Origin of the sequence: Thermosinus carboxydivorans Nor1 (assembly GCF_000169155.1) — a bacterium.
GTDB classification, from domain to species: domain Bacteria; phylum Bacillota; class Negativicutes; order Sporomusales; family Thermosinaceae; genus Thermosinus; species Thermosinus carboxydivorans.
In genome coordinates this window covers 308,255-334,619 of record NZ_AAWL01000001.1, presented here as the reverse complement: position 1 = coordinate 334,619, position 26,365 = coordinate 308,255, and the positions used below count along the sequence as shown (strand labels likewise).

28 protein-coding genes and 2 riboswitches are annotated in these 26,365 nt (G+C 54.4%); of the genes, 20 read left to right on the top strand and 8 right to left on the bottom strand.

What is annotated here, in order from left to right; translation table 11 throughout:
- Positions 1 to 155: 155 nt before the first annotated feature.
- The 3 genes from TCARDRAFT_RS01500 to TCARDRAFT_RS01490 are packed head-to-tail and all read left to right on the top strand — an operon-like array spanning position 156 to position 3,421.
- Positions 156 to 761, top strand: a complete 606-nt coding sequence (locus TCARDRAFT_RS01500) for a TetR/AcrR family transcriptional regulator (RefSeq protein WP_007288227.1) — start codon at positions 156 to 158, stop codon at positions 759 to 761.
- A gap of 55 nt (positions 762 to 816) precedes the next feature.
- Positions 817 to 1,845 carry an HlyD family secretion protein gene (locus tag TCARDRAFT_RS01495; RefSeq protein ID WP_007288226.1) on the top strand — a complete coding sequence of 343 codons (1,029 nt, stop codon included), beginning with the start codon at positions 817 to 819 and terminating at the stop codon, positions 1,843 to 1,845.
- Positions 1,846 to 1,858: 13 nt separating this feature from the next.
- The gene (locus tag TCARDRAFT_RS01490; RefSeq protein WP_007288225.1) at positions 1,859 to 3,421 is read left to right on the top strand and encodes a DHA2 family efflux MFS transporter permease subunit; all 1,563 of its coding nucleotides are present in this window, start codon (positions 1,859 to 1,861) and stop codon (positions 3,419 to 3,421) included.
- Between the two features lie 66 nt (positions 3,422 to 3,487).
- Here TCARDRAFT_RS01490 and TCARDRAFT_RS01485 read toward each other — a convergent pair whose 3' ends face one another.
- The 4 genes from TCARDRAFT_RS01485 to TCARDRAFT_RS01470 are packed head-to-tail and all read right to left on the bottom strand — an operon-like array spanning position 3,488 to position 6,850.
- Positions 3,488 to 4,303: a MetQ/NlpA family ABC transporter substrate-binding protein gene (locus TCARDRAFT_RS01485; protein ID WP_007288224.1), complete on the bottom strand. Its 816-nt coding sequence runs from the start codon at positions 4,301 to 4,303 to the stop codon at positions 3,488 to 3,490.
- A 25-nt stretch (positions 4,304 to 4,328) separates the two neighbouring features.
- Positions 4,329 to 5,144: a MetQ/NlpA family ABC transporter substrate-binding protein gene (locus TCARDRAFT_RS01480; protein WP_007288223.1), complete on the bottom strand. Its 816-nt coding sequence runs from the start codon at positions 5,142 to 5,144 to the stop codon at positions 4,329 to 4,331.
- Between the two features lie 25 nt (positions 5,145 to 5,169).
- Positions 5,170 to 5,823 (bottom strand): methionine ABC transporter permease, encoded by a 654-nt coding sequence (locus TCARDRAFT_RS01475; RefSeq protein ID WP_007288222.1) that lies wholly within the window; start codon positions 5,821 to 5,823, stop codon positions 5,170 to 5,172.
- Positions 5,792 to 6,850 (bottom strand): methionine ABC transporter ATP-binding protein, encoded by a 1,059-nt coding sequence (locus TCARDRAFT_RS01470; RefSeq protein ID WP_040682892.1) that lies wholly within the window; start codon positions 6,848 to 6,850, stop codon positions 5,792 to 5,794. The genes TCARDRAFT_RS01475 and TCARDRAFT_RS01470 overlap by 32 nt, the downstream gene beginning before the upstream one ends.
- Before the next feature lie 82 nt (positions 6,851 to 6,932).
- Positions 6,933 to 7,047: riboswitch (SAM riboswitch) on the bottom strand.
- A gap of 182 nt (positions 7,048 to 7,229) precedes the next feature.
- Between TCARDRAFT_RS01470 and TCARDRAFT_RS01460 the strand changes: the two genes are divergently transcribed.
- Genes TCARDRAFT_RS01460 through TCARDRAFT_RS01450 form a run of 3 tightly spaced genes read left to right on the top strand, consistent with a single transcriptional unit; the run spans position 7,230 to position 9,269 of the window.
- Positions 7,230 to 7,565 (top strand): YerC/YecD family TrpR-related protein, encoded by a 336-nt coding sequence (locus TCARDRAFT_RS01460; protein WP_007288220.1) that lies wholly within the window; start codon positions 7,230 to 7,232, stop codon positions 7,563 to 7,565.
- Entirely contained in the window at positions 7,552 to 8,739 is a 1,188-nt protein-coding gene (gene hisZ, locus TCARDRAFT_RS01455; protein WP_007288219.1) for an ATP phosphoribosyltransferase regulatory subunit, read from the top strand. Before TCARDRAFT_RS01460 ends, hisZ begins: the two co-directional genes overlap by 14 nt.
- 2 nt (positions 8,740 to 8,741) lie before the next feature.
- Positions 8,742 to 9,269 (top strand): HDIG domain-containing metalloprotein, encoded by a 528-nt coding sequence (locus tag TCARDRAFT_RS01450; protein WP_007288217.1) that lies wholly within the window; start codon positions 8,742 to 8,744, stop codon positions 9,267 to 9,269.
- Here the strand turns inward: TCARDRAFT_RS01450 and TCARDRAFT_RS01445 are convergent.
- Positions 9,266 to 10,219, bottom strand: a complete 954-nt coding sequence (locus TCARDRAFT_RS01445; RefSeq protein ID WP_007288218.1) for a D-2-hydroxyacid dehydrogenase — start codon at positions 10,217 to 10,219, stop codon at positions 9,266 to 9,268. The two genes, TCARDRAFT_RS01450 and TCARDRAFT_RS01445, sit on opposite strands and share 4 nt — an antisense overlap.
- Before the next feature lie 150 nt (positions 10,220 to 10,369).
- Between TCARDRAFT_RS01445 and hisG the strand changes: the two genes are divergently transcribed.
- The 13 genes from hisG (at position 10,370) to TCARDRAFT_RS01380 (ending at position 22,017) form a co-directional block, all read left to right on the top strand.
- The gene (gene hisG, locus TCARDRAFT_RS01440) at positions 10,370 to 11,035 is read left to right on the top strand and encodes an ATP phosphoribosyltransferase (protein ID WP_007288216.1); all 666 of its coding nucleotides are present in this window, start codon (positions 10,370 to 10,372) and stop codon (positions 11,033 to 11,035) included.
- Positions 11,032 to 12,372 carry a histidinol dehydrogenase gene (gene hisD / locus TCARDRAFT_RS01435; protein WP_007288215.1) on the top strand — a complete coding sequence of 447 codons (1,341 nt, stop codon included), beginning with the start codon at positions 11,032 to 11,034 and terminating at the stop codon, positions 12,370 to 12,372. Before hisG ends, hisD begins: the two co-directional genes overlap by 4 nt.
- Positions 12,373 to 12,377: 5 nt before the next feature.
- The gene (gene hisC / locus TCARDRAFT_RS01430; RefSeq protein WP_007288214.1) at positions 12,378 to 13,442 is read left to right on the top strand and encodes a histidinol-phosphate transaminase; all 1,065 of its coding nucleotides are present in this window, start codon (positions 12,378 to 12,380) and stop codon (positions 13,440 to 13,442) included.
- Positions 13,439 to 14,026, top strand: coding sequence for an imidazoleglycerol-phosphate dehydratase HisB (gene hisB / locus TCARDRAFT_RS01425; RefSeq protein WP_007288213.1), 588 nt, complete (start codon positions 13,439 to 13,441; stop codon positions 14,024 to 14,026). The genes hisC and hisB overlap by 4 nt, the downstream gene beginning before the upstream one ends.
- Positions 14,027 to 14,042: 16 nt before the next feature.
- Complete coding sequence (gene hisH / locus TCARDRAFT_RS01420) at positions 14,043 to 14,648, top strand: imidazole glycerol phosphate synthase subunit HisH (RefSeq protein WP_040682890.1); 606 nt, start codon at positions 14,043 to 14,045, stop codon at positions 14,646 to 14,648.
- Positions 14,648 to 15,382, top strand: a complete 735-nt coding sequence (gene hisA / locus TCARDRAFT_RS01415; protein ID WP_007288211.1) for a 1-(5-phosphoribosyl)-5-[(5-phosphoribosylamino)methylideneamino]imidazole-4-carboxamide isomerase — start codon at positions 14,648 to 14,650, stop codon at positions 15,380 to 15,382. Before hisH ends, hisA begins: the two co-directional genes overlap by 1 nt.
- Positions 15,382 to 16,140, top strand: coding sequence for an imidazole glycerol phosphate synthase subunit HisF (gene hisF, locus TCARDRAFT_RS01410; RefSeq protein ID WP_007288210.1), 759 nt, complete (start codon positions 15,382 to 15,384; stop codon positions 16,138 to 16,140). Before hisA ends, hisF begins: the two co-directional genes overlap by 1 nt.
- Positions 16,137 to 16,778: a bifunctional phosphoribosyl-AMP cyclohydrolase/phosphoribosyl-ATP diphosphatase HisIE gene (gene hisIE, locus TCARDRAFT_RS01405; protein WP_007288209.1), complete on the top strand. Its 642-nt coding sequence runs from the start codon at positions 16,137 to 16,139 to the stop codon at positions 16,776 to 16,778. Before hisF ends, hisIE begins: the two co-directional genes overlap by 4 nt.
- Before the next feature lie 115 nt (positions 16,779 to 16,893).
- A complete protein-coding gene (gene sdaAB, locus TCARDRAFT_RS01400; RefSeq protein ID WP_007288208.1) occupies positions 16,894 to 17,553 on the top strand; it encodes an L-serine ammonia-lyase, iron-sulfur-dependent subunit beta in 660 nt (219 codons plus the stop codon).
- Positions 17,554 to 17,565: 12 nt separating this feature from the next.
- Entirely contained in the window at positions 17,566 to 18,450 is an 885-nt protein-coding gene (sdaAA, locus tag TCARDRAFT_RS01395; protein WP_007288207.1) for an L-serine ammonia-lyase, iron-sulfur-dependent, subunit alpha, read from the top strand.
- A 113-nt stretch (positions 18,451 to 18,563) separates the two neighbouring features.
- On the top strand, positions 18,564 to 20,177 hold the full coding sequence (locus TCARDRAFT_RS01390; RefSeq protein ID WP_007288206.1) for a peptide chain release factor 3: 1,614 nt from the start codon (positions 18,564 to 18,566) through the stop codon (positions 20,175 to 20,177).
- A 99-nt stretch (positions 20,178 to 20,276) separates the two neighbouring features.
- On the top strand, positions 20,277 to 21,041 hold the full coding sequence (locus TCARDRAFT_RS01385; protein WP_007288205.1) for a TSUP family transporter: 765 nt from the start codon (positions 20,277 to 20,279) through the stop codon (positions 21,039 to 21,041).
- A 76-nt stretch (positions 21,042 to 21,117) separates the two neighbouring features.
- Positions 21,118 to 22,017, top strand: a complete 900-nt coding sequence (locus TCARDRAFT_RS01380) for a LysR family transcriptional regulator (protein WP_007288204.1) — start codon at positions 21,118 to 21,120, stop codon at positions 22,015 to 22,017.
- 21 nt (positions 22,018 to 22,038) lie between these two features.
- Here the strand turns inward: TCARDRAFT_RS01380 and TCARDRAFT_RS01375 are convergent, their stop codons facing one another.
- The 3 genes from TCARDRAFT_RS01375 to TCARDRAFT_RS01365 all read right to left on the bottom strand — a co-directional run bounded on the left by TCARDRAFT_RS01375 (position 22,039) and on the right by TCARDRAFT_RS01365 (position 24,857).
- A complete protein-coding gene (locus TCARDRAFT_RS01375) occupies positions 22,039 to 22,839 on the bottom strand; it encodes a tRNA 2-thiocytidine biosynthesis TtcA family protein (RefSeq protein WP_007288203.1) in 801 nt (266 codons plus the stop codon).
- Positions 22,840 to 22,909: 70 nt separating this feature from the next.
- The gene (locus tag TCARDRAFT_RS01370) at positions 22,910 to 23,677 is read right to left on the bottom strand and encodes a DUF4130 domain-containing protein (protein ID WP_007288202.1); all 768 of its coding nucleotides are present in this window, start codon (positions 23,675 to 23,677) and stop codon (positions 22,910 to 22,912) included.
- Positions 23,640 to 24,857 (bottom strand): putative DNA modification/repair radical SAM protein, encoded by a 1,218-nt coding sequence (locus TCARDRAFT_RS01365; RefSeq protein ID WP_007288201.1) that lies wholly within the window; start codon positions 24,855 to 24,857, stop codon positions 23,640 to 23,642. Before TCARDRAFT_RS01365 ends, TCARDRAFT_RS01370 begins: the two co-directional genes overlap by 38 nt.
- A 161-nt stretch (positions 24,858 to 25,018) precedes the next feature.
- A riboswitch (glycine riboswitch) is annotated at positions 25,019 to 25,105 on the top strand.
- 160 nt (positions 25,106 to 25,265) lie between these two features.
- On the opposite strand from TCARDRAFT_RS01365, the gene gcvT reads away from it, so the two are divergent.
- On the top strand, positions 25,266 to 26,363 hold the full coding sequence (gcvT, locus tag TCARDRAFT_RS01360) for a glycine cleavage system aminomethyltransferase GcvT (RefSeq protein ID WP_007288200.1): 1,098 nt from the start codon (positions 25,266 to 25,268) through the stop codon (positions 26,361 to 26,363).
- Positions 26,364 to 26,365: the final 2 nt, after the last annotated feature.

Below are 26,365 nucleotides of genomic sequence, written 5' to 3'. Positions count from 1 at the left end.
CTTATGCTTAAAATTATGTTAACTCGCCTGAGGATGGATGTCATAAAAAATCCTACAATGTCTTGACACTATTCGCGACAGTCGTTTACGTTGACACGGTTTTTGCCACTTTCTATAATGATATTGTATAAGTACCAGGGGGGTTCAAAAAGTAAATGCGGGAAAGCGGCGAAGATACACGGAGCAAGCGACAACAAATCCTGGATGCGGCCTACGAAGTTTTTTCGCAAAAGGGTTATCATCGGGCGACGATTGACGAAATTATCGCCTTGGCTGATACGGGTAAGGGAACGGTGTACAATTATTTTATCAACAAGGAGCAATTGTTCTATACCTTGATTAAAGAGCGCAGCGCGCCGTTCGAGGCAGCTCTGGCGGAAGTAGTGGGCGGGGTGGAGCCGCCGCTGGTTAAAGTAGAAAGGCTCATCAAGCTCTTTCTCCGGTTTTATGTAGCCAATGCCGATTTGTGGCGCGTCATGATGCATGAGGTGCGGGGCTTTGGTAGCGAGGGCCAATCGACATTGAAGGAAGAACAGCGGGAGAAGTATCGCGCCTGGTTTCGCCATACTATCGGCATGCTGGAAAAAGTGTTGCAGGAAGGAATAGACCAGGGGGTCATCCGCGAGTGTGATGTGACCAAGGCGGCTTACGGTTTGTTCAGCGTTATTGTCATGATGGTTTTTCAAAAGTTTGTCGGCGACGATATTGATGCAACGGCCAAGACAATTGCCGATATCTTCTTATATGGCGTCGCTCGCTAGCGGAACTTTTTTTATGGTGATACGTGACTAATCAGTCAGAGGGGAGAGGAAGTTGGTGGACCAAGTTAACGGCGTTAACGGCAAAAAACACAAAATAATTATTGCTCTCCTGGTATTTTTTGTGGTAGCCGGCCTCGGTGGCGGGGCGTGGTGGTGGTATTACACCACGAAGTATGTGACTACCGATGATGCCCGGATTAGCGGGACAATCGTCAATGTGAGCGCCAAAATTTCCGGCAAGGTGGTAGAACTGCTGGTCAAAGAAGGAGACCAGGTAAAAGCCGGGCAGATAATTGCCCGTATTGACAACCGGGAGATTCTGGCGCAGAAAGCTCAGGCGGAGGCGGCACTGGCGGCGGCCAAAGCGCGCTATGAAGAGGTCGTGGCCGGGGCACGGCCGCAAGAAATTGAACAGGCCAGGGCGGCGCTGGATCAGGCACGGGCGAATCTTGACAATGCGCAGAAGAACTATGAGCGGATGGAAAAATTATATAAGGACGGGGCGATAAGCGCCGCTCAGCGCGATAACGCCGAAACGGCCTATGCGGTGGCCCGCGAGGCGTATAATGCCGCCAGCGAGAAACTTGATCTGACCATTGCCGGGGCACGGGAAGAAACCATCCGGGCGGCGGCAGCGCAGGTCAAGCAAGCAGAAGCCGCCTTGGAAGCCGCCAACGTGATGGCTGACAATACGGTGGTTGTGGCCCCAGTAAGCGGGTCAGTAGCGTTAAAGGCAGTCAATCCCGGCGAAGTTGTCGCCGCTGGCCAACCTATTGTTAGTATTGTTGACCCAAGCGACTTATGGGTAAATGCCCGGATTGAAGAAACGAAGATCGACCGAATCAAAATCGGTCAAAAGGTAGAGTATACTATCGACAGCTATCCCGGCCGGGTCTTTACCGGTACGGTATATGACATCGGGACGGCTACCAACTCGGTGTTTGCCATTATTCCTACGGAAAACGCTTCCGGCAATTTTACCAAGGTCACCCAACGCATTCCGATAAAAATAACGCTGCCGAAAGACAGCCCGTATATTTTCCGCCCCGGCGCATCAGTAATCATCAAGGTTCATACCGATTAGGGGGATGAGCAGCGTGCAGACCCCCAAGTTGGCTATAAATGACGCGAATTATAAGTGGTGGGCGTTGGGCGTAACGATTATCGGCGGTTTTATGAGCATCCTTGACACCAGTATTGTCAACATTGCCGTCCCTAAGATGATGGCCGTTTTTGCCGTGGATACCGACCAGGCGCAGTGGATTTTGACGGCCTATATGCTGACCATGGGCGTTTTGCAGCCGGCCACAGGGTATTTTTGCGATGTTTACGGGACACGCGCCATGTACCTGTTTAGCCTTGCCGTATTTACCGTCGGTTCGGCGCTGTGCGGCGCCGCCTGGTCCAATGACAGCATGATTGTCTTTCGGATTATTCAGGCCGTCGGCGGCGGGATGATTATCCCGGTCACTATGGCGATTGTTTACCATGTGTTTCCGCCGCAGGAGCGAAACATGGCCATGGGCATCTGGGGAATTTCGGCAATGGTCGCCCCGGCCGTTGGGCCGACTTTAAGCGGTTATTTAGTCGAGTACTGGGATTGGCGGTGGATTTTTACCATCAACATTCCTATAGGTATTCTCGGTTACGTTCTGGCCGTGCTGGTACTCAAGGAAACGCCCCGCATTCGGGGGCAGAAATTTGACTACGGCGGGTTTATCACCTCCGCCCTTGGGCTGTTCTGCCTGCTGCTGGCGCTCAGCGAAGGGGTGGATGAGGGCTGGACATCTGCCTACATTGTCACGCTACTATACATTGCTTTTGCCAGTCTCGCGCTGTTTGTCGCGATTGAGCTTAACCACGAAAATCCGATCCTTGATTTATCCCTGTTTAAAGACTGGAATTTTACGCTGAGCAGTATTGTTATTTTTATCGGTACCATCGGACTGTTCGGCGGGATATTCTTAGTACCCCTGTTTATGGAAAATATTCGGGGCTATACCGCGATGCAGACAGGTATTCTGATGTTTCCTTCCGCCCTTACTGCCGGGCTGATGATGCCTGTTGCCGCCAAACTGGCCGATAAGTTCGGCGCTAAGCCGGTCGTCGTTGTCGGCCTCTTTTTTCTAGCAGCCGGTACTTGGCCGCTAATGTACCTCGACCTGGACACCAGTTATGAGCATGTCATGCTGGTCATGATCCTGCGGGGAATGGGGCTGGGTCTGTTCATGATGCCTGTTACCGTTCTTGGGCTGAATACCGTCCCGCTGCCGAAGATCAGCCGCGCGTCCGCTCTTAACAATGCTATCAGGCAGGTCAGTGGGTCATTCGGTATTGCCGTACTGTCGACCGTGCTGCAAAACCGGCAAATTTTTCACTATGCCCATATTGCCGAAGGCTGGAATTTGGCAGCAGCCGCCGCCGCTAAAGTGATTACTTACGGTGAACGCTTATTCACGCAGCACGGCAGCGTAGCGAGTATTGCCAAAATCAAGGCGCTGGCCCTTGCGGCCCAGATCGCCCAGCGACAGTCGTATATTTTCGCTTTCGATGACGCCTTTTTGGTCTTGGCGGCCATTAGTTTTACCGGTATTGTCCCGGCTCTGCTGCTCAAACGGGCCCAAGGCGGGGCCAAAGGGGCAGCGGTGATAGTGGAATAGCCAGCAGCTGCTATATAAATGCTAAGCCCCAGATGGCGTGCGGCCATCTGGGGCTCATTTTTTGTGCTACCATGCAGCTACGACAGAACCTTTGAAATGCTCTTGAATAAACTTTTTGACTTCTTCAGACTGGTAAGCCTTAACTAGCTTTTGGAATGCAGGATTGTCTTTGTCCTTGGTGCGGACGGCAATGACGTTGGCGTAAGGAGAGTTGGCGTCTTCGATGGCGATGGCGTCTCTGGTCGGAACGAGGCCGGCGGTCATGGCATAGTTGGTGTTAATGGCGGCAATATCCACGTCGTCAAGGGAACGAGGAATCTGGGCGGCATCCAATTCTTTGATCTTAATATTTTTCGGGTTTTCCGCAATATCGGTAACGGCGGCTTTGAGGCCAGCGTTAGGTTTCAGCTTGATGAGACCAACTTTTTCCAGGAGCAGGAGGGCGCGGCCGCCGTTGGTCGGGTCGTTGGGGATGGCGACAACGGCGCCGGGTTTAACGTCGGCGATTGTTTTGACCTTTTTCGAGTAAATACCCATCGGGAAAATAACCGTTTTGGCGATCGAAACAATGTCATATTTGCGGTCGGCAACCATGTTGTCAAGATAGGGCTGGTGTTGGAAGCTGTTGGCATCAATGTCGCCCTGGCTCAAAGCGACATTAGGCTGCACATAGTCGTTGAATTCCACGACCTGGATTTTCAGGCCGTCTTTTTCCGCCACTTTTTTGACAACGTCCATTATTTCGGCGTGGGGGCCGGCGGTAACGCCCACTTTTATAGGCCGGTCGGACGGTGTGGCGGCTTGTTTGCCGCAGCCGGCCACGAGGCCGAGTGTAAACAGCAGCGCGAGGGCTAATGCGATTGGTTTCGTCCATTTGTGCATTATTGGTTACCTCCTTAACTAAGAATTAGAATGCCGGTACTACCGCACCTTGATATTTTTCGGTGATGAATTTGCGGACTTCCTCCGAGGTCAGCGCTTTGGTCAGTTTTTGAATTTCCGGGCGGTTTTCATCGCCTTTGCGTACAACCAGAACATTTACATAGGGAGAATCTTTCTGTTCAATAAAGAGGGCGTCTTTCGTAGGAACAAGTTTGGCTTCCAGCGCATAGTTGGTATTGATTACGGCCAAAGTTACATCATCAAGGGCCCGGGGCAGCTGCGGTGCTTCGAGTTCACGGATTTTCACGTTCTTTGGGTTAGCCGTAATGTCTTTGACAGTGGCGTTGACGCCGACACCGTCTTTAAGCCCGATCACACCGGCTTTAGCCAGTAGGGCGAGCGCGCGCCCGCCGTTGGTCGGGTCATTAGGGATGGCAACTACGGCGCCGGTTGGAACGTCATTTAAGTTTTTGATTTTTTTGGAGTAAATGCCCATGGGCTCGATGTGGACGGCCGCGGTGTAAGTGAGCTGGAGGTTGCGCTCGGCGGCAAACTTAGTGAGGTAAGGAATGTGCTGGAAAAAATTGGCGTCTAGCTCTTTTTCCGCTACGGCCAGGTTGGGACGGACGTAGTCGCTCATTTCCACGATTTGAAGGTCAATGCCTTCTTTTTCCAGAGTCGGTTTTATTACCTGCAGAATTTCAGCGTGGGGAACGGCCGTGGCGCCAACCTTCAGTACGGTTTTGCCGCTAGTAGCAGCCGGCGCCTGCGTTTTGCCGCCGCAGCCGGCGACAACAGCCAACGACAAAATGAGGGTGAGCAGTAGGGCGATACGTTTCATGAATGAACTCCTCCTTGTTAGGGCATTATTTTTTGTTCAACCGGCGGGCGAGCCAGTCGCCGCACGATTGGATAAGCTGTACCTGAGCAATTAGGATAATGACGGTTGCAAGCATGATGTCGGCCCGGAAGCGCTGATAGCCGTAGCGGATGGCGAGATCTCCCAGCCCACCGCCGCCGATAGCGCCGGCCATGGCCGAATAGCCAATCAGGCTGATTACCGTGATCGTCAGGCCGAGCACAATCGAGGGCAGTGCTTCGGGGATGAGCACTTTGGCAATAATCTGTAGCGGGGAAGCGCCCATAGCTTGGGCGGCTTCGATGACCCCGTAGTCGACTTCTTTGAGTGCCGATTCGACGATGCGGCCGACGAAGGGGATAGCGGCAATGCTCAGCGGTACAATGGCCGCATCGGTGCCGATGGATGTCCCGACAATGAGACGGGTTAGGGGAATGATGGCGACCATGAGAATAATGAACGGAGTCGAGCGGGTAGCATTAACGATTGCGCCCAAAACGCGGTTGACAACGAGGTTTTCCAAAACATGTCCCTTGTCAGTCGTTACCAGGATGACGCCGAGGGGGAGGCCAAAGAGGGCGGCGATAAAAGCCGACACACCCACCATGTAAGTTGTTTCCCACAGCGACTCAGCCAACAGCACGAGCATTTCTTGCGACATAACCAATCACCTCTATTCCTAAGTCTCGTGCCCGCAGGTAGTTGAGGGCGTTCTGGATGCCGGCCTGGTCGCCGGACAGTTCGACAATCAAGGTGCCGAAGGGAGTACGCTTGATGTGGTCGATATTGCCGTAAAGGATGCTTGTGTCGACATTAAAGCGGCGGATCATGCCGGCGATTATGGGTTCTTCGGCCGAGCGGCCAATAAAGGACAGGCGCAGAATAAGATTGGAGTCAGGGAGCGGCGTGGGCGAAAAGACGGTATCGGCAAAGAAATCGGGCAGGTCATGGTTGACAATGGTGCGGATGAATTCACGCGTCGTGGCCGTCTGGGGGCGGGTGAAGACATCGAGTACCGGGCCTTCTTCAATAATGACGCCGTTTTCGATGACGGCCACACGGTCGCAGATTTCTTTAATAACCTGCATTTCGTGAGTGATTAGCACAATGGTCAGCTGCAGTTTTTGATTGATGTCAAAGAGCAGTTTCAAGATAGATTGCGTGGTCTGTGGGTCTAAGGCGGAAGTGGCTTCGTCGCATAAGAGCACTTTCGGCCGGCTGGCTAAGGCGCGGGCAATACCGACCCGCTGTTTTTGACCGCCGCTGAGCTGGGATGGATATTGATCCCGTTTATCGGCAAGCCCCACCAGTTCAAGGAGCGGCAAAACAGCCTGAGCAATTTCCGTTTTGCTTTTGCCGGCCAACTCAAGCGGGAAGGCTACATTTTCATAGACAGTGCGGGAAGACAGCAGGTTAAAGTGCTGAAAAATCATGCCGATTTTTTTGCGCCGCTCACGCAAGTCCTTTTCGGACATCGTCGTTAGTTCTTCACCGTCGACCACTACCGAGCCGCGGGTTGGCCGCTCCAGCATATTTATACAGCGGATTAAAGTACTCTTGCCGGCGCCGCTTTTACCAATGACACCGAAAATTTCACCGCGGCGCACCTGAAGGTTTATGCCTTTAAGAGCATGGACCGCTCCGTTGGTGCCGGGATAGACCTTTTCAATGCCGGTCAGTTTAATCATTTGCTTCTCTCCTTTCCTTGGCATAAAGAAAACCTCTTCGCAGACGAAGAGGTTTTTGTTCTGTAAACAGAAACTCCCCCCCCCCTCATCTGTCAGAACTTATCCGTTCTGCAGGAATTGGCACCGTTTCGCACCCAAAGATGCGATGGTTGCCGCGGCGTCATCGGGCCAGTCCCTCAGCCAGCTCTTGATGAAAGAGTGTTTCGCTATGCCATTGTTGAATTACATGCTATCATGGATAGCAGTGGCTGTCAAGCAAAAATTTTTTAATTCACTTTTTCGTAAATTAAAGAATAAAAGACATAAAGGCAGGAAAGGAATGAGAGAGGGCGAATAGTATGCTCAAAGTGGTAATGTGTGCGCGGGAGGAGTGTGGATTATGCCCGTTAACCCTAAGCTGAAAGAACCTTTGACCGACCAGCTGTTCAAGGCGATTTTATTACTTGCCAATGAGGAGGAATGTTATCAGTTTTTTGAAGATATCTGTACCATCAGCGAAATCAAAGCTATGGCGCAGCGCCTGGAGGTGGCGCGGATGCTGAAGGCAGGTCACATCTATGATGACATTGTTGCGCGCACCGGGGCCAGCACGGCCACGATCAGCCGGGTCAAGCGCTGCTTACATTATGGCGCCGATGGCTACAAACTTATTCTTGCCCGGTTGGAAGAACAAGAGCGTTTGCGACAGGAGGATGCAGCCCATGAGCCAAAATGAGTTTGTCCCGCAAATTCCCTACGGGACACGTGATTTTTTGCCCCGTGATGCGAAAAAAAAGCGCTTGGTGGAAAGCGCCCTTGCCGGTCTTTTTACCCGGTGGGGTTATGACGAGGTAATTACGCCTACATTTGAGTATCTGGACATTTTATCGGTCGGCGCCGACCAAGAATTGGTTCAGCATATGTTCAAATTTCTCGATAAAAATAACCGGCTATTAGCGCTCCGGCCGGATATGACTACGCCTATTGCCCGGGTAGCGGCTACCCGGCTCCGGGAACAGCCGGCGCCGCTGCGTCTGTTTTATTTGACTAACGTCTTCCGGTATGAGCAGGCCCAGGCCGGCCGGCAATGCGAATTCTACCAAGCCGGTGTAGAACTGATGGGCATGGCGGGGCCTGCCGCCGATGCCGAGGTCGTAGCGCTGGCGGCCGCGGCTATGCGGGAGGCAGGGTTGACCGTCTTTCAGATCAGCCTCGGCCAGGTGGAATTTATTAACGGTCTAATGAATGAATGCGAATTGCCGCAGGCCGAGCGCCAGCGGATTAAAAATTGCCTGGTGCAGCGCGACCTGGTCGGCCTGGACGAGGCCCTGGCGGCGAGCTCCTTATCGCCGGCCGGGCAGGTACTTTTTAAGCGTATTCCGCTGCTCCACGGGCGGGAAAATATGCTTGATGCGGCCTATGGCATGGTGAGCAACGACATGAGCCGCCGCGCCCTCGATAACCTGGCGGAGATTTATCGGCTTCTTGAGTATTACGGCGTAAGCGGGCATGTCTCTTTCGATCTGGGGATCATCCGGAATTTTGACTATTATACAGGGGCTGTTTTCGAAGGTTACACGCCGGGCCTAGGCTTCCCCCTTTGCGGCGGCGGGCGCTACGACGGCATGGTAGGCGCTTTTGGGGTGGAATATCCGGCTACGGGCTTTGCTCTGGGCATCGAGCGCCTTATGCTGGCGCTTGAGCGGCAGGGTCTGACCCCGGACGGCAACGCCAAAGACGTCTATATTGGCTGGGCGCCGGGGCGGCTGAATGAGGCGATTGCGCTGGCCGGCGAGCTCCGCGCGGCAGGGCGCATCGTCGGTCTTGGGCTTCAGCCACAGGATAAGGCGGCGGCCGAAGCCTGCCGTCAAGCCATGGGATATGCTAACCTCATCTATGTTGGTGGTTAAAAATGCGTAAACGGGTACGGCAATTTTTCGCCGCGGTGACGGCCCGCATCAGTGAGCAGGACAGAATGTTTGTGAAGCAGCACTTAACCGAACCCGAGCAGCGGCTGTTTTGGCAGATGAGCGTGCCTGACCAGCGGCACACTCTTAACGTAGCGTATACGGCGGCTAAGCTCGCGGCACAGCATCCGGCGGCAGATTGGAAAATTGCGGTTAAAAGCGCTCTGCTCCATGATGTGGGGCGGAGGAGAGGCGATATGAGCGTGGCCGACAAGGTCATAGCCGTCCTGGCCCACAAATTGGCGCCTCGGTGGGCGCGACAATGGGCGAAAGAAGGGCGTGGCGGATTTATTGCCAATCTCCGCCACGCCCTGTATATATATTTTAATCATGCCGAACGCAGTGCCCGTCTGCTCGAAATCATCGGCACAGAGCGGGCGGTGGTCGATGCCGTCCGCAAACACCATAGCGCTCCGGCGCACGACGATACGCCGGAGCTCAATATCCTGCGAAAAGCCGATGACAGGCATTAATAGCCCTTCTCTTTATCGACGACGTTGAACATTTCGCCGCCTTGGCAGAAGCGGGCCAGGTTATCGGCGAACAGTTTTACCGCCCGGTCGAGGTAGTAGGGGGACAGCGCCGCCAGGTGGGGGGTAATGATAACATTGGGCATATCCCACAGGGGGCTGTTTTCCGGCAATGGCTCGTGCTCGAAAACATCAAGACCGGCGCCTTGGATGAGGCCTTGCTCGAGCGCGGTGATGAGGTCAGCTTCGCGCACTACCGTGCCGCGGGCAATATTTATGAAATAGGCAGTGCGTTTCATGGCTTCAAAATGTTCCAACCGGAAATATTCTCGTGTTTCTTCTGTTTGTGGCAAAGCGACAACGACAAAATCGGACTGAGCCAGCATATCGATAAGCCGGTCTGGGGTGTAGAGTTTATCGACAAAAATTTCGGTGGTCATTTCCCGTTTAGTGGCGAGGACATTCATCCCCAAGCCTTTGGCTTTTTTGGCAATTTCCCGGCCGATACTGCCGAGCCCGACAATACCAATCGTTTTTTCGTGCAATTCATCAGTGGGAACGCGCTTCCACCGTTTTTCTGCTTGTTGGCGAATTAGGCGGTTGAGGCCGCGGGTAAAGGTCAGCATCAGGGCCAGAACGTGCTCGGAAACAGGAATACCATGGATTCCCCTGGAGTTGGTCAGAATAACGGAACTTGCTTGTATTTCCGGAAAGACGAGGTTTTCTACGCCGGCACTCAGGGCATGCACCCATTTTAATTTGGGAGCGGCTAAAAACAGTTCCCGAATATCCATCCAGCCCCAGGACACGAGGATATCCGTATCAGCAATAAAGCTGGCCGCTTGGGCCAGGTCGCTCGTATGGACGGTAATTCCTGGCATTACGCTGGTGATTGTGTTAATATGCCGCTCGGCCAAGTGATTGAGGACAAGGATATTGAGTGCGGGTGTCATAATGCCCCTCCCTTATAGTAGTTAGTATTCTGCCAAATACTTCTACGTATTCATATAAATTCCTGGTAAGCGGATTGACGAAATTTCTTGTCGTATGGTAATATATTATCATATTAACATTTTAACTAATTAAAGAAATGGGGATGATTCATGACGCCGCTGGACATGAATTACCTGACAGTAGCGCTGCCGAAAGGTAAACTTTTTGACAAGGCGGTGCAGATGTTGGCCAGTGTCGGCTGTGCCGCTGAAGGTTTGAGCCAAGATTCGCGCAAACTTGTTATCAGCAATGATGACGCCAAAGTTCGTTTTATTATCACTAAGACGAGCGATTTGCCTACCTATGTGGAATATGGCGCTGCCGATATCGGGATCATTGGCAAAGATGTCTTGTTAGAAGAAAATAAGGATGTTTACGAACTGCTTGACCTTAAGTTCGGCTACTGCCGCATGGTTGCCGCGGTTCCCCAGGCGCTCAGGCAAGACAAAATCAGCGATTATGCGCATATGCGGGTGGCTACCAAGTATCCGCGCATCGCTGAACGGTTTTTTCACAGCATGGGGATCCAAATGGAAATTATTAAACTGAATGGGTCGATCGAACTGGCCCCTATTGTCGGCTTGGCCGAACTCATTGTGGACCTGGTGGAAACAGGCCGCACGCTGCGGGAAAACAATTTGGTCGAGGTGGCGCAAATCCAGCCTTCGACCGCCCGGCTTATTGCCAACCGAGTGAGTTTTAAAATGAAATTCGAGCGGATTAACAGTCTGGCTGAAGCGCTCAAGAGCCTGGTAGAAAGTGAGGCGGACAAATGAAAATCGTAGTTAGCACCGATCTAACGGCGCAAGAACTGGTCAATTTATTTCATAAGCCCGCTTTTGATGAAGTAGAGCTTAGTGATAATGTCAGGCAGCGAGTGCGGGAGGTATTCGGGCGCGACATGACCGCTAGCGAGGTAGTGGCGCAAATCGTCGGCGACGTGCGCCGGGAGGGGGACGATGCGCTGCTGCGCTATACGCGGGCGATTGACGGTGCAGAGCTAAGTCCGGCCACGTTAGCGGTAAGCGAAGCAGAATTTGCTGCCGCCGTCGGTATGGTAGACTGCGCAGCCGTCGCCGCCATCCGGCGGGCTATTGCCAATGTCCGCCGCTTTCACGCCGAGCAACTGCCGAAATCGTGGTTTACCGAGCGGGAGCAGGGGGCTATTTTAGGCCAAAAGTGTATTCCCCTCGACCGAGTGGGGATTTATGTGCCAGGCGGTACTGCCGCTTACCCATCTTCGGTTATCATGAATGCCGTTCCGGCAGCTGTTGCCGGGGTAAAAGAAATAATTATGACTGTGCCGCCGCATCGGGACGGCAGTATTAATCCGTATGTATTGGTGGCGGCCCGCGAAGCCGGCGTGACGCAAGTCTTCAAAGTTGGGGGCGCCCAGGCGATTGCTGCCATGGCTTTTGGCACGGCCACCATTCCGAAGGTGGACAAAATCGTAGGACCGGGTAACTTGTTTGTTACGCTGGCGAAAAAGGCGGTCTATGGGCATTGCGATATTGATATGCTGGCCGGGCCAAGCGAAATACTGATTATCGCCGATAGCACCGCCGACCCTCGCTATATTGCGGCCGACCTTTTAAGCCAGGCCGAGCATGACCCGTTGGCTTCGAGTATTCTCATAACAGATAGCACTGCTTTGGCCCGGCAGGTAGCGGCCGAAATCGAAGTTCAACTGGCAGCCCTGCCGCGCCGGGAAATAGCGGCGGCGGCGCTGAGGCGGGCCGGTTTGATCATTATTGCCCGCGATCTTTTTGAGGCGGTGGAGCTGGCCAATATGTCGGCGCCCGAACACTTGGAAATTGTTACCGCTGATCCGTTTAGCCTGCTGCCCTATGTTCGTCATGCCGGGGCCGTTTTCCTTGGGCCTTACTCCCCCGAACCATTAGGTGACTATTTGGCCGGACCCAACCATGTGTTGCCGACGGGCGGAACGGCGCGGTTTTATTCGGTGCTCAATGTTGAAACATTCATGAAAAAGACTAGCATCATCGCTTATACCAAGGCGGCCCTTGCCGCCGTCAGTGACGATATCATCCGGCTGGCGACCGTCGAAGGGCTCCAGGCCCATGCTAATGCCGTGCGGCTAAGGAAGGAGTGAACGCTATGGAAGTAAGACCAGGCCTCGAACGTTTACCGTCTTACACCATTGATGACGGGGAATGGGTGATTAAACTGGATGCCAACGAGCGGCCCACACCGCTGCCGGCTCCGGTGCAGGCTGCTATCATGGAACGGTTGGCCGGTTTGTCCTTTAACCGTTACCCGGATATGGCCATGCGGAGCCTGCGGCAAAAAATTGCTGCCGAGAGCGGCCTCACGGCCGAGAATGTTCTGATCGGGAATGGCTCCAGCGAGCTCTTAGCCGCCCTTTGTTACACCTTTGGCGGCGCCGGCCGCGGTATTGTCTATCCCTGGCCGTCCTTTTCCATGTATGGCATCTATGCTAAACTGGCCGACAGTGTGGCGGTACCGGTCGCGCTAGGAGAGGATTTCGGCGTGGATGCCGCCGCGGTGCTGGCGGCCGCTGAACGTGACTGCACCGGGTTGATTATTTTGTGCAACCCCAATAATCCTACCGGGACGGTTATCCCGCCCGCCGTTATTGAAAAGGTTGTTGCGGCAGCTCCCTGTCCGGTGGTTGTGGACGAAGCCTATTACGAGTTTTATGGTCAATCGGCACTACCACTGCTAAAGCAATACGCTAATCTTATCGTGGTCCGAACCTTTTCCAAGGCTTACGGCCTGGCCGCTGCCCGGGTAGGTTACCTGCTGGCGTCTGGCGAGATTACCAGCCTTGTTGGCCGGGTGCTATTGCCGTATCACGTCAATGCCCTGTCGCTCGCTGCCGCAGAAGCGGCATATGATTTGCGGCAGGAATTTGCGCCGGGAATCAGGCAGATTATTGCCGAGCGGCAGCGGCTGGCCGATGAGCTCAGCCGCCTGCCGGGGATTACCGTTTATCCGTCAGCGACCAATTTTCTCCTCGTGAAAGCGGTTGACGCCAAGCGGATCAGCGCCGGGTTGGCCGCCTGCGGCATCGGTATCCGTGATTTCAGCGCTGCGCCTGGTCTTGCCGGGTGCTTGCGGATTACCGTGGGCACGCCGGAAGAAAATGACGCCGTGATTGAGGCTTTGGCCGCAATTACGCAAGGAGGGGCAGCGCAATGACCAGAACGGCTACGGTAGAACGCCAGACGGCGGAAACGCAGGTCAAAGCCACGCTTAATGTTGATGGCGCCGGCCGGGCGGAAATCGCCACCGGGATTGGTTTTTTCGATCATATGTTGAATTTATTCGCAAAACATGGGCTGTTTGATCTGACGGTGACGGCCACGGGCGACCTGTTCGTTGATGGCCACCACACCATTGAGGATACCGGGATTGTCCTGGGTCGCACGTTTGCCCGGGCACTGGGCGATAAACAGGGAATCCGCCGCTACGGGACGGCTTTCGTGCCAATGGATGAAGCACTGGCGATGGTAGCGCTGGATATCAGCGGTCGGCCTTATTTACATTTTGAAGCCGCTTTTCCGGTAGAGCGGATTGGCGATATGGCCAGCGAACTGGTGGAAGAATTTTTACGCGCCTTTGCTGTCCATGCCGGGATTACGCTTCATGTGCGCCTGCTGTATGGCCGCAATGCCCACCATATGGCCGAGGCCATCTTCAAGGCACTGGGGCGGGCCCTGGATGAAGCGACACGGCTGGACGGGCGCATTGATGGCGTTCTGTCAACCAAAGGAACGTTATAAAAGGAGGAGAGGCGGCATGATTGCCATAATCGATTACGGCATGGGCAACCTGCACAGCGCCGCTAAGGCGTTTGTCCGGTTAGGGGCCGAGGTGACTGTAACCGACCGACCGGAGGTGATTGCCGCCGCCGCCAAAGTAGTACTGCCTGGCGTCGGCGCGTTCGGCGACTGTATGCGCAACCTGCGCCGCGCCGGTCTGGTGGACGTCATACGCGAAGTCATTGCCCGGGGGGTGCCGTTTTTGGGTATCTGCGTCGGGCTGCAGATGCTGTTTGAAGGCAGTGAGGAAGACCCGGGCGTGCCGGGGTTGGGCGTTTTTCCTGGCATGGTGCGGCGGCTGGCCGCACCGGGACTAAAAGTGCCGCATATGGGCTGGAACAGTCTGGAACTGAGGCAGTTTAGTCCGTTATTTCAGAATTTGCCCAAAGCCGCCTATGTCTATTTTGTGCACAGTTATCACGCCGTACCGGATGAAGCGTCCTTGGTTACGGCGGTAACCGACTACGGCGGTACGGTCACGGCGGCGGTGGGGCGAGGCAATGTTCAGGCGGTTCAGTTCCACCCCGAAAAGTCCGGCGCCGTGGGCTTGAGCATACTGGCCAATTTTAAGGAGATGGTCTGATGATAGTATTTCCAGCTATTGACATCCGGGGCGGCAAATGCGTGCGCCTGACCGAGGGACGGTTTGACGCCGAAACGGTCTTCAGCGACAATCCGGTCGAGGTGGCAAAAAGGTGGCGCCGGGAAGGGGCCGAGTACCTCCATGTTGTCGATTTGGATGGGGCGGTTGCGGGCCGGCCGGTTAATCTTGAGCTAGTTATCGCCATTGCGAAAAAAGTGGACATTCCTGTCCAGCTGGGCGGCGGCATCCGCACCATGGACACCATCGACACCGTTTTGGCGGCTGGCATCAGCCGGATTATTCTTGGCTCGGTCGCCGTGCGGCAGCCCGCCTTGGTAAAAGAGGCCTGTGCGCGGTATGGCGACCGCATTGTCGTCGGGATTGACGCTCGCGATGGCGTGGTCGCCGTGGAAGGGTGGGGTGTCAGCGGTCAGGTGGGCGCCGAGGAATTGGCGCGGCAGATGGCAGCCGTCGGCGTAGCGCGGATCATTTATACCGACATCAGCCGGGACGGTACGCTGACAGGCATTAATGTGGAAGCGACATGCGCTTTAGCTTGCGCCGCTGGTGTGCCGGTTATCGCTTCCGGGGGCCTACGTGGCCTAGATGATATTCGCGCTTTGTGGCAGGCGCGGACGGCAGGGATTGAAGGCGTTATTGCTGGCAAGGCCCTATATACTGGAGCACTTAGTCTGCGCAGCGCGATCCGGGTGGCGAAAGGAGAAGAAGCATAATGCATACCAAGCGCATTATTCCCTGTTTGGACGTAAAAGCCGGGCGGGTTGTTAAGGGGACCAACTTTGTCGGGCTGCGCGACGCCGGTGATCCGGTAGAACTGGCCGCCGCTTACGACCGCGAACTGGCCGATGAACTGGTTTTCCTCGATATAACCGCCTCGGTCGAAGAGCGCCGTACCATGGTGGAGGTGGTGGAACGCACCGCCACCCAAATTTTTATTCCCTTTACCGTGGGCGGCGGCATCCGGACGGCGAACGACATCCGCACCATGCTTAACGCCGGCGCCGATAAAGTATCGCTCAACACGGCCGCCGTGAAAAATCCCAGTCTTTTGGCCGAAGGGGCGAAAAGTTTCGGACGGCAGTGCATTGTCCTGGCAGTAGACGCCCGTCAGACCGCGCCAGGCCGGTGGGAAGTGTATATCAATGGCGGCCGTACGCCAACCGGGCTTGACGTGCTGGAATGGGTTCAGCGCGGGGTGGCCCTGGGGGCAGGGGAAATACTGCTGACCAGCATGGACAAGGACGGGACGAAGGACGGTTATGATATCGCTCTGACCCGCGCCGTTTCCGAGTGTGTTGACGTGCCGGTGATTGCTTCCGGCGGCGCCGGCAAACTGGAGCATTTTTACGATGTCCTTGTCCATGGTAAGGCCGATGCCGTATTGGCCGCGTCGGTATTTCATTACGGTCAGTTTACGGTGCGCCAAGTGAAAGAATACTTACGGGCGCGGGGAGTGGAGGTCAGACTATGAATATAGAAAAGAATATAGAAAACCTGAAATATGACGCGCACGGGCTGGTGCCGGCCATTGTCCAGGATGACGCTACCGGCACGGTACTAATGCTTGCTTATATGAACAGGGAATCGTTGGCCAAAACGCTTGAAACAGGCGTTACCTGGTTCTACAGCCGCAGCCGGAAAAGGTTATGGCAAAAAGGCGAAACTTCTGGCCATGTACAAAAAGTGAAAGACATTTACTATGACTGTGATGCCGACGCTCTGCTGATAAAGGTTGAGCAGACGGGTGTGGCCTGTCATGAAGGGACTTTTTCCTGTTTCAGCAGGCGGCTGGCCGGTGAGAAATCAGCTGCGGCCCAACATTCCGATCCGTCCGGCATTTTGCTTGATTTATACCAGGTAATTTTGGATCGCAAAAAAAATCCGCAAGAAGGTTCATATACAACTTATCTGTTTGCGAAGGGACAGGACAAAATCTTAAAAAAAGTTGGCGAAGAAGCCGCCGAGACGATTATTGCCGCGAAGAACCAAGATAAAGGCGAGATTATTTACGAGATGGCCGATTTATGGTATCACTGCCTGGTACTCCTGGCTCATCATGACATTACGCCGGGTGAATTGCTGGCCGAACTTCAGCGTCGGCGAAAATAACGAAAATAAAGGTAAATGTCGTCTAAGCCGCCCTTTGTCGGGGCGGCTTCAACTGTTAAATGGACAGGCAATGTGTTAGAATAAACTCAGGTTACATTTTGCCTGGAGGGATATCATGCGCGGGGTTTTCGATATTGTCGGGCCGGTCATGATTGGGCCGTCGAGTTCGCATACGGCCGGGGCGGCCCGGTTGGGCCGGATGGCGCTCAGCATTTTGGGCGAACCGCCGGCGGAAGCGGTCATTGAGCTGCATGGTTCGTTTGCCCAGACTTATCGGGGCCATGGTACCGACAAGGCACTGGTAGCCGGACTGCTCGGCCTGGCTGCCGACGACGAGCGGCTACGGGATGCGCTCAACATGGCGGCCGGGCGCCTGCAGGTTACGTTTGTAACCAGAGATCTGGGCGACGTCCATCCGAATACGGCGGCCCTCAACTTGACCGGCGTATCGGGGCGCAAACTGCGGGTTGTCGGTGCTTCCGTCGGCGGCGGCAATATTGTAATTACGGAAATTGACGGCTATGCCGTGGAACTCACCGGCGAATATTACACGCTAATTACCGTGCATCGGGACAAACCGGGCGTGATTGCCCTCGTGACGCATGTGCTGGCGCAAGAAGGGGTTAATATCGCGTTTATGCGTGTTTCGCGGCAAGAGCGGGGGGCTCAGGCCCTTATGATTTTGGAAGCCGACCAGCCTATCCCCGAGCACGCTCTCGCCGCCGTGCGGCATGTGCCGGCGGTGCAAACAGCCCTGTTGGTGCCACCCGTATAAGGAGGAAAGAAGATGGTGCGGTTTTCACGAATTGCCGAGCTGGTGGCTTTGGCCGAACAGCAGCAAAAGCCAGTTGGCTATATTGTCTGGCAGTACGAAACCGAGCGCAGCCAGCGTCCGAGTCAGGAGATTTGGAACCAAATGCACCTCAATCTTGCGGTAATGCGTGAGGCCGTTCAGAGCGGCCTAGCCAGCCGGGAAAAGTCATTAAGCGGGTTGGTCGGGGGCGATGCCGCGCGGATGAAGGATCGGCTACAGGACGGTTCAACGTTATGCGGCAGTGCCGTTTATAAGGCGGCCGCTTATGCGCTGGCGGTAAGCGAAGTTAACGCCGGCATGGGACGAATTGTGGCCTGTCCTACGGCCGGGTCCTGCGGCATTGTTCCCGGCGCGCTGCTGGCCGTTGGCGAAGGATTAGGTTGTGATGATGAAACGCTGGTTCAGGCCCTGTTTACCACGGCGGGCATTGGGCTGGTAATTGCCGAAAACGCCTCCATCTCCGGGGCGAAAGGGGGCTGTCAGGCCGAATGCGGAACTGCGGCCGCCATGGCGGCCGGCGCCATCGTCGAAATGGCCGGCGGTACGCCGCGGCAAGTCGGCCATGCCTTGGCGCTGGCACTGAAAAATATGTTGGGCCTGGTATGCGACCCGGTGGCCGGGCTGGTGGAAGTACCGTGCGTCAAGCGTAATGCCTTCGGCGCCGTCCACGCCCTTGTTGCCGCCGACATGGCCCTGGCTGGCATCGAAAGCGTTATTCCGGCCGATGAAGTAATTGACGCGATGCACCAAATCGGTTTGGTTATGCCCAAAATGCTGCGGGAAACCTCGGAAGGCGGACTGGCCCGCACCCCTACCGCCGTAGCCATCGAAAAACGCCTATTTGGCAAAAACGATTAAGCTGCACCGCTTAGGTTGCGGCTTTTTTCTTGGCCTGTCACAGCACAGGTTTCGTATGGCGGCGAAAATATGCTAAAATAGATAAGTTGATTTTAATTCACAGGAGGTACTCCATGACGATAGATTTGACCAAGGAAATTCAGCGCCGTCGCACCTTTGCCATAATTTCGCACCCTGACGCAGGGAAAACGACGCTGACGGAAAAATTGCTTCTTTACGGCGGAGCCATTCACCTGGCCGGCTCGGTAAAGGCCCGCAAAGCGCAGCGGCATGCCGTGTCGGACTGGATGGAAATCGAAAAACAGCGCGGCATTTCGGTAACGTCCAGCGTTTTACAGTTTGATTATAATGGCTATCGTATCAATATTTTGGATACTCCTGGCCATGAGGATTTCAGTGAAGACACTTACCGCACGCTGATGGCCGTAGACAGCGCCGTTATGCTGATTGATGCCGCGAAAGGGGTGGAGGCCCAGACCAAAAAACTGTTTAAAGTTTGCAAACAGCGCGGCATTCCAATTTTTACCTTTGTCAATAAATTGGACAGGCACGGCAAAAGTGCGTTTGAGCTGATGGAAGAGATTGAAAAAGTCCTGGGGATTCAGGCCTATCCCATGAACTGGCCCATTGGCGTCGATGGCAACTATCAGGGCGTTTATAACCGGCAACTGGCCCAAATTGAACTGTTTCAAAACGACGGGTCCCATGGGCAGTGGGTAATGCCTTCGGTTATCGGCAGTGTGGACGACCCGGCGTTTACCGAGATTATCGGGAAAGATATTCACCAAGCGCTTTGCGATGACATAGCCTTGCTCGATATGGCGGGTGAAACGTTCGACATTAAACGGGTGCTCAGGGGCGAACTGACGCCTATGTTTTTTGGCAGCGCCATGACTAATTTCGGTGTACGGCCGTTTTTGGAAGAATTCTTGCGCCTTGCCCCGCCGCCGACGCCGCGCCTTTCTACGGCAGGCCCGGTTGAGCCGGACAACGAACTATTTTCGGCCTTTGTGTTTAAAATTCAGGCGAACATGAACCCGGCTCACCGGGACCGGTTGGCCTTTATCCGGATTTGTTCCGGTAAATTTACCAGAGGGATGTCGGTATATCACGTCCGGTCGGGCAAAACGCTGAAACTCACCCAGCCCCAGCAATTTCTGGCCCAGGACCGATCCATAATCGAAGAAGCCTATCCGGGGGATATTGTCGGTCTGTTCGACCCGGGAATCTTCAGCATCGGCGATACACTTGTCGCCGAGGGCCACACGCTTGCTTTTGAGGATTTTCCTGTTTTCCCGCCGGAGCGGTTTGCGCGAGTGCAGGCTAAGGATACGATGAAACGCAAGCAGTTTGTCAAAGGTGTCACCCAATTGGCCCAGGAGGGGGCAGTCCAGGTATTCCGGCAGCTTGACGCCGGGTTTGAATCCTTCATCATCGGCGCCGTGGGACAACTGCAGTTTGAAGTGCTGCAGTATCGGCTGAAACACGAGTATGGCGTAGAGCTAATGTTTCAGCCGCTGCCGTATGAACTGGCGCGGTGGCTGGAGGCGGAAGACATTGATCTTAAAACGCTGCGCGGCATGGATAGGAGCATGCTGGTTCGGGATGGGCGCGAGCGCCCGGTAGCGCTGTTTACCAATGAATGGTCCCTCCGCTTTGTCGAGGAGCATAATCCCAAGGTACGTTTTTTGCCTGCTCCGCCTGACGCGCCAACGTCCGTCCATTAGGCCGGACCACCGCGGGTCGCACGCCGCTTGGCTTGCCGCCCATCTTTTGTTTTGCCCTGATATCACATACCAGTTACGGCAGGAAAGGAAGAACAAGACATGGAAAACATTAGCTTGGAGATGGTGCTGTTTTTGCTGGGCGCCGGTTTTGCGGCGTCGTTCATCGATTCGGTTGTTGGCGGCGGTGGCCTTATTTCTCTGCCAGCACTCCTTCTGACCGGTTTACCGCCCAATCTCGCTCTCGGTACCAATAAGTTGGCAAGTGTCATGTGCACCTTGACCAGTACAATTTCTTTCATTAGATCAGGCAAGGTCAACCTCGGGGCGGTGAAATATCTTTTTCCCTTATCCTTTTTCGGCGCTGTAGCCGGCGTATACGTCGTCCGCCATATGCCGCCCCAATTTTTGCGCCCTTTAGTCATTGTTATGCTCATTGCCGTAGCCGTTTACATCCTGGTCAAAAAAGATTGGGGAAAAGAGTCTACTTACCGCGGGTTTACGAAAAAGACAGGCCTGCTAAGCGGGCTGGCGGCTCTGTTACTTGGTTTTTACGACGGCTTTTTCGGGCCTGGTACTGGTTCTTTCCTAATTTTTGCGTTTCTCCTGCTTGGGTTTGATTTCGTGGAGGCGGCCGGCAACGCCAAAATATTAAACTTCGCCAGCAATATTGCGGCAATCGTTACATTTATGCTGCTTAAATCGGTGAATTATCAATACGGACTGATTATGGGCGCCGGCATGATTGGCGGAGCGCTCGCCGGTTCACGCCTAGCTATCCGGCAGGGTGTTGCTTATGTCCGTCCCCTGTTTATCTCCGTGACGGGGCTGTTAATTGGCAAGCAGCTTTGGGATTTAATTCATTAAAAATATACTGCTCTATGAGCGGGTAATGGTCTTTTTCTCTGGGGAAAATCAAATAAGCAAGGAACCGGAGGATGCCATGTTAGACTTACAATTACTGGTGTTTAAAACGGTTGTGGAAAAAAACAGCATCTCGCTGGCGGCACAGGAACTGCACATGACGCAGTCGGCCGTCAGTCAGCACATTCAAAATTTGGAAACCCATTTTGGCGTTAAGCTGTTTGACCGTCTACACCGGCGGATTGCCATTACCGCAGCCGGCGAGGCGCTCTATCCTTATGCGGTGGAACTTGAAACGTTATACCAGCGGGCACAAAAGGCCATCCAGACTTTGACCGATGATGTGAGCGGCCGGCTGCGGATTGGCGCCAGTCTGACGATTGGCGAGTACATTATGCCAAAAGTGTTGGTCATGTTCCGCCAGTTGTATCCGAATGTGGATATGACCATGGAAATTTACAATTCCGAACAGATTACCGCCATGGTCATAGATGGTGTTCTTGATGTTGGCTTTATTGAAGGTCCGTTTCAATTGTCCGGTAATATTTGCGCCGTGCCGTGCGGCGGTGATGAACTGGCGGTTATTGCGCCGCCCAGCCATCCCCTGGCATGTGGCGAGCCATGTGCGCTTGGCGCGCTGCTCAGCCAGCGCTGGGTGATGCGGGAGCGGACATCAGGTACGCGCCGTTTTTTTGAGCTTTTCGTCGAGAAGGCAGGTTATGCGCTCGACCGTCTCAACGTCGTCATGGAACTGGGCAGTACTCAGGCAATAAAGGAAGCGGTAAAAGCTGGCTTCGGAATTGCCGCTATTTCAATTCTAGCCGTGAGCGACGAAGTGGAGCGGGGTGAAATGCGGCCGATTGTCCTGCAGGAAGGGCCTGTCCGCCGGGATTTTACCATGATTTACAACGCCGAAAAGTTCTGTACGCTGGCTGTGGAAAAATTTCTGGCGTTTGTCCCGCAACATTTCGGTCAATAATAATAAAACCTCCCACCTGGTTTATTCAGGCGGGAGGTTTTCGCATGGATGCCAAAAAGCATGGTGTTTTTGTTGCATGTCCTGGCGGGAAAGGGGCGCTGGCCATAGTTCAATGAGCGAGCCTTCCCGCATCGCCGCGGACAAATGGGTGTAGATTAGTTTATTTTTCCGCTCTAAGCCGCGAATTAGTTCTTTTATTTCCTGGCGCTTGGTCTTGCCGTTATACGGGCAGGGACTGGGGATAGGCGTAAAACCGTGGTATTGAATGGTGCGGCGCAGTTCTTTTTCCCGGAAATAAATGAGGGGCCGGATGACGGTGAGACCGGTGCGGTCTAAGTAAGTCTTAGGCAAGAAAGTTTTGATCTGCCCTGAATAGAGAATGCTCATGAGAAAAGTTTCGACGGCGTCATCGTGGTGGTGGGCATAAGCAATTTTGTTAAAGCCGTTTTCCTTGGCAAACCGGTTGATGGCACCGCGCCGGAAAAAGGCGCAGCTATAGCAGGGGTCTTTGCCGTCATTCCGGGCGATGGCACCGGCAATGTCAATTTTAAAGGTATGAAACGGAATGCCCAGGTCGGCGCAGAACGCCGCTAGGCCGGCGGTGGCAAAGTCGGTGGAAAACATAGGATCGAGGGTGATAGCGGCAAGTTCAAATTTGCGGGGCGAATGATCGCGCAGTAGGGCCAGGGCATAGGTAAGAAAGCTGCTGTCTTTGCCGCCGGACAACCCGATAAGGATGCGATCGCCATCGCTGATAAGGTCAAATTCAATGACGGCCCGCCAGAGACGGCTGAAATATTGCTGCGGTAAATGTCGACGCATATGGCACCTCGTAGAGAAAAAATTACATAAAATATTATATAAGCTGCGCGAAATTTTGCCAGCGGCAAAATTAGGTGGAAGCCTCCCGCGCCAAGATTTTGCCTTCCGCCAGCCAGTCCCAGTATTTTTTGGGGATAACCCGTTTGGCCAAGGCTATATTCTTGCGGGTGGCAATATATTGGGACTGGTAATAGGTTTCCCAGGCCTGGCTGAAACGGTCGACGGCAATATGCGGCAGATAATCGGCGGCCGGCACGGTAAACAAGCGCCTGTTTTCCAGGGCGAGAGCGCGGTCGTCCAAGAGCAAAACCAACCGCTGCTTGGGGTAACGGCCAGCGAATTTGCGCAGGATAAGGTCGGCCGTGTCATGAAATAGCTTGGGGCGAGCCACGAGTGCCCCGTCCGGGGCGGGCTGAAACCGGATAAACCCCAGCATCTTATGAATTTCCCGGGCAATAGCCCGGGCCCGGTTGACAAATAACTTACTGACTTCGCTGACCCCGCACAGACAATAAGCATGGCCGTAGCGGAGAGATTGCTCGACGGCGGCGAAAATAACGGCGGCGCGGTCAGGGGACGCGTAACGCAGATTGGCGGCAATCAGCCGGGTCAGCGTGCGTCCCGGCGAACCGAGTAGCCAGCTGGCGTTTAGGCCGCAGTTTTGCCGTAATTGTTCTATCAGACAGGGGAGGGCGGTAAGATCGGCGTCCAGCTGGTCGGTATACATAAACAGACCAAGTGCTGCGTGGTCTCCCTTGAAGCAAGGCAGGTCGTTGTGGATTTGGGCCAATATCGCCGCTTTAATTATCGACCCGGGGGTCGGCGAGCAGGAGATCACGGTCATCACCCCAGAGGCTGAGTTGTTGATAGTATTCACGTTTGGGCGCTTGGAGCAATCGGCGGTTGCCGTAATATTTGCCGTTGACGGTGAGAAACGCTAAGGCCCGTTTGATGACTACCCCGATATTTTTGAGCTGGGCGGGGTCGCTAAACCGGTAGGCGCGCCGCACCTGGACAATCTTGGCCGCTGACCGCGGACCGATACCGGGAACCTTTAGCAGTTCGCGGTAAGAAGCCTTGTTAATTTCCAGGGGAAACAGCTGGGGGTTGTGCAGCGCATAAGCGAGTTTAGGGTCGAGAGATAGATCCAGGTTGCCGGTCGCGTCAAAAACAATATCGTCAAAGGAAAAACCGTACAGGCGCAGCAAAAAATCCGACTGATAGAGACGGATTTCCCGCAGCAGCGGCGTGGGCTGGACAGTGGCCAGCGGCGTGGCGGCGACAGGTTGAAAAGCGCTGAAATAAGCGCGTTTTAATTCGTATTCCCGGTAAAGCCGGGTGACAGACAAGAGGATATCCCGGTCGCTTTCGCCAGCAGCGCCGACGATGTATTGGGTAGAATGGGTGGTATTCTGATGGTGTCGGAGGACGTTGCGGATGTTGGCCATGCCTGACAGCAGCTCGTCGTCAAACTGTTTGGTGCGGCTCAGCCGGGCAAGGTGCGCTGCGGTCGGCGCCTCCATATTAAGGGAAATACGGTTGGCCAGGGCGGCGGCTTTTTCAATCTCGGCCGGCGTGGCCCCAGGGATAATTTTTAGATGGATATAGCCGCCAAAGTGGTAACGATAGCGCAGGATTTCGGCAACCTTGATAATCTCTTCCATGGTGCGGGCAGTGGAATGCCAAACCCCTGAGCTCAGGAACAGCCCTTCTACATAATTGCGGCGGTAGAACTCCATGAACAGCTTTGCTAGCTCGTCGGCGGCAAAGCGGGTGCGGGGCACGTCGCGAGCCGCGCGATTGGGACAGTAGGCGCAATCGCGTTCGCAGTAGTTCGTAAGCAAAACTTTGAATAAAGATATACAGCGCCCGTCGGGAGTGAACGAATGGCAGACGCCGGCCGGGCTGGTTTGGCCGATGGCCGGCCGCCGATGTTTACCAGGGCGGGCGGCCGTCGAGGCGCATACATCGTACTTGGCGCCTTCACCCAGCAGTTTTAGCTTTTGCTCTATTTCCATAGGCTCCACCTGCCCAACCAAGTGTTACTTGTCTTTATTATAAGAAAAAAACATATGTTTGACAAACGTTTGTTCATGGAAAAAATATGGATAATAACGCAATATTCGGGCAGGAAAAGGCTGATTGGCAGAGAAACTATATGCCAAAAGCATAAAGTTGGATGATGACCGGGGGAGAGACCGCCTTAGGCGGCGCCGAAGGAGCAAACAGGCGAGAAACTCTCAGGCAAAAGGACCCTGGTTTGACACGCCTCTGGAGAGAACCGCATGCTGCGGTCACCGAAGGGGAGCCGAATTTAGGCAATCTCTCAGGTAAAAGGACAGAGTAAGCGCCGCGCTTACTTAGTGTCCTTTTTTTCTTTTGTGCTTTTTGGAACAAATAATAATATAGTCTGAAGGGAGGATTTTATGAGCGACAAAAAGACGCCCCTCTACGACATCCACGTGGCTAGCGGCGCCAAAATCATCGAATTTGGCGGCTGGCTCATGCCGGTGCAGTATACCGGCATTATTGAAGAGCACCGGGCCGTGCGGCAGGCGGCAGGACTCTTCGACGTATCCCACATGGGAGAAGTGTCGGTCAGCGGGCCGGACGCCACCGACTTTGTGAATAGGCTGGTGACCAATGATGCTTCCCGTCTCGCCGTCAACCAGGTGATGTACACTCCCATGTGCTATGACCACGGCGGGGTGGTTGATGATCTTTTGGTCTATCGCCTTGGCGAACAAGAATATCTGTTGGTGATTAACGCCGCCAATATTGACAAAGATTACGCCTGGATGGTGCAGCACGCGGCGAACTATGACGTTACCGTCAAAAATATTTCCGATGTTACCGCCGAACTGGCGCTGCAGGGCCCGCGGGCCGAAGCCATCCTGCAGCGGTTGACCGATGAAGATTTGAGCACCATTAAATATTATTGGCTGCGCCGGCATGTCCGCGTTGACGGAATAGACTGTTTGATTTCCCGAACGGGTTATACGGGAGAAGACGGCTTTGAAATTTACTGCGCGCCGGAGGAAGCTGGCAGACTATGGAAGCGCCTGATGGAGGTCGGCAAGCCGCTGGGACTGGTGCCGGCCGGATTAGGCGCCCGTGATACGCTGCGGTTTGAAGCCGGCTTGCCGCTTTACGGTCACGAACTTTCCGAAAGCATCACACCGCTCGAAGCCGGTCTTGGCGTCTTTGTCAAGTTTGACAAACAAAGCTTTATCGGCTATGAGGCGCTACTGGCCCAGAAAAACGCCGGCATCCGGCGCAAAATTGTCGGGATCGAGATGGTAGGGCGGGGTATTGCCCGCGCCGGCTATACCTGTCATGCCGCCGGCCGGGTCATCGGCACGGTGACAAGCGGCACCTACGCCCCCACCCTTGATAAAAACCTGGCCTTAGCCATTTTGGAAACGGAGTTTTCGGCGCCGGGGACGGAAGTGGCGGTGGAAATCCGCGGCAAACTGGTAGAAGCCAAGGTTGTTACCAAACCATTTTATAAAAGGAGGAAATAAAC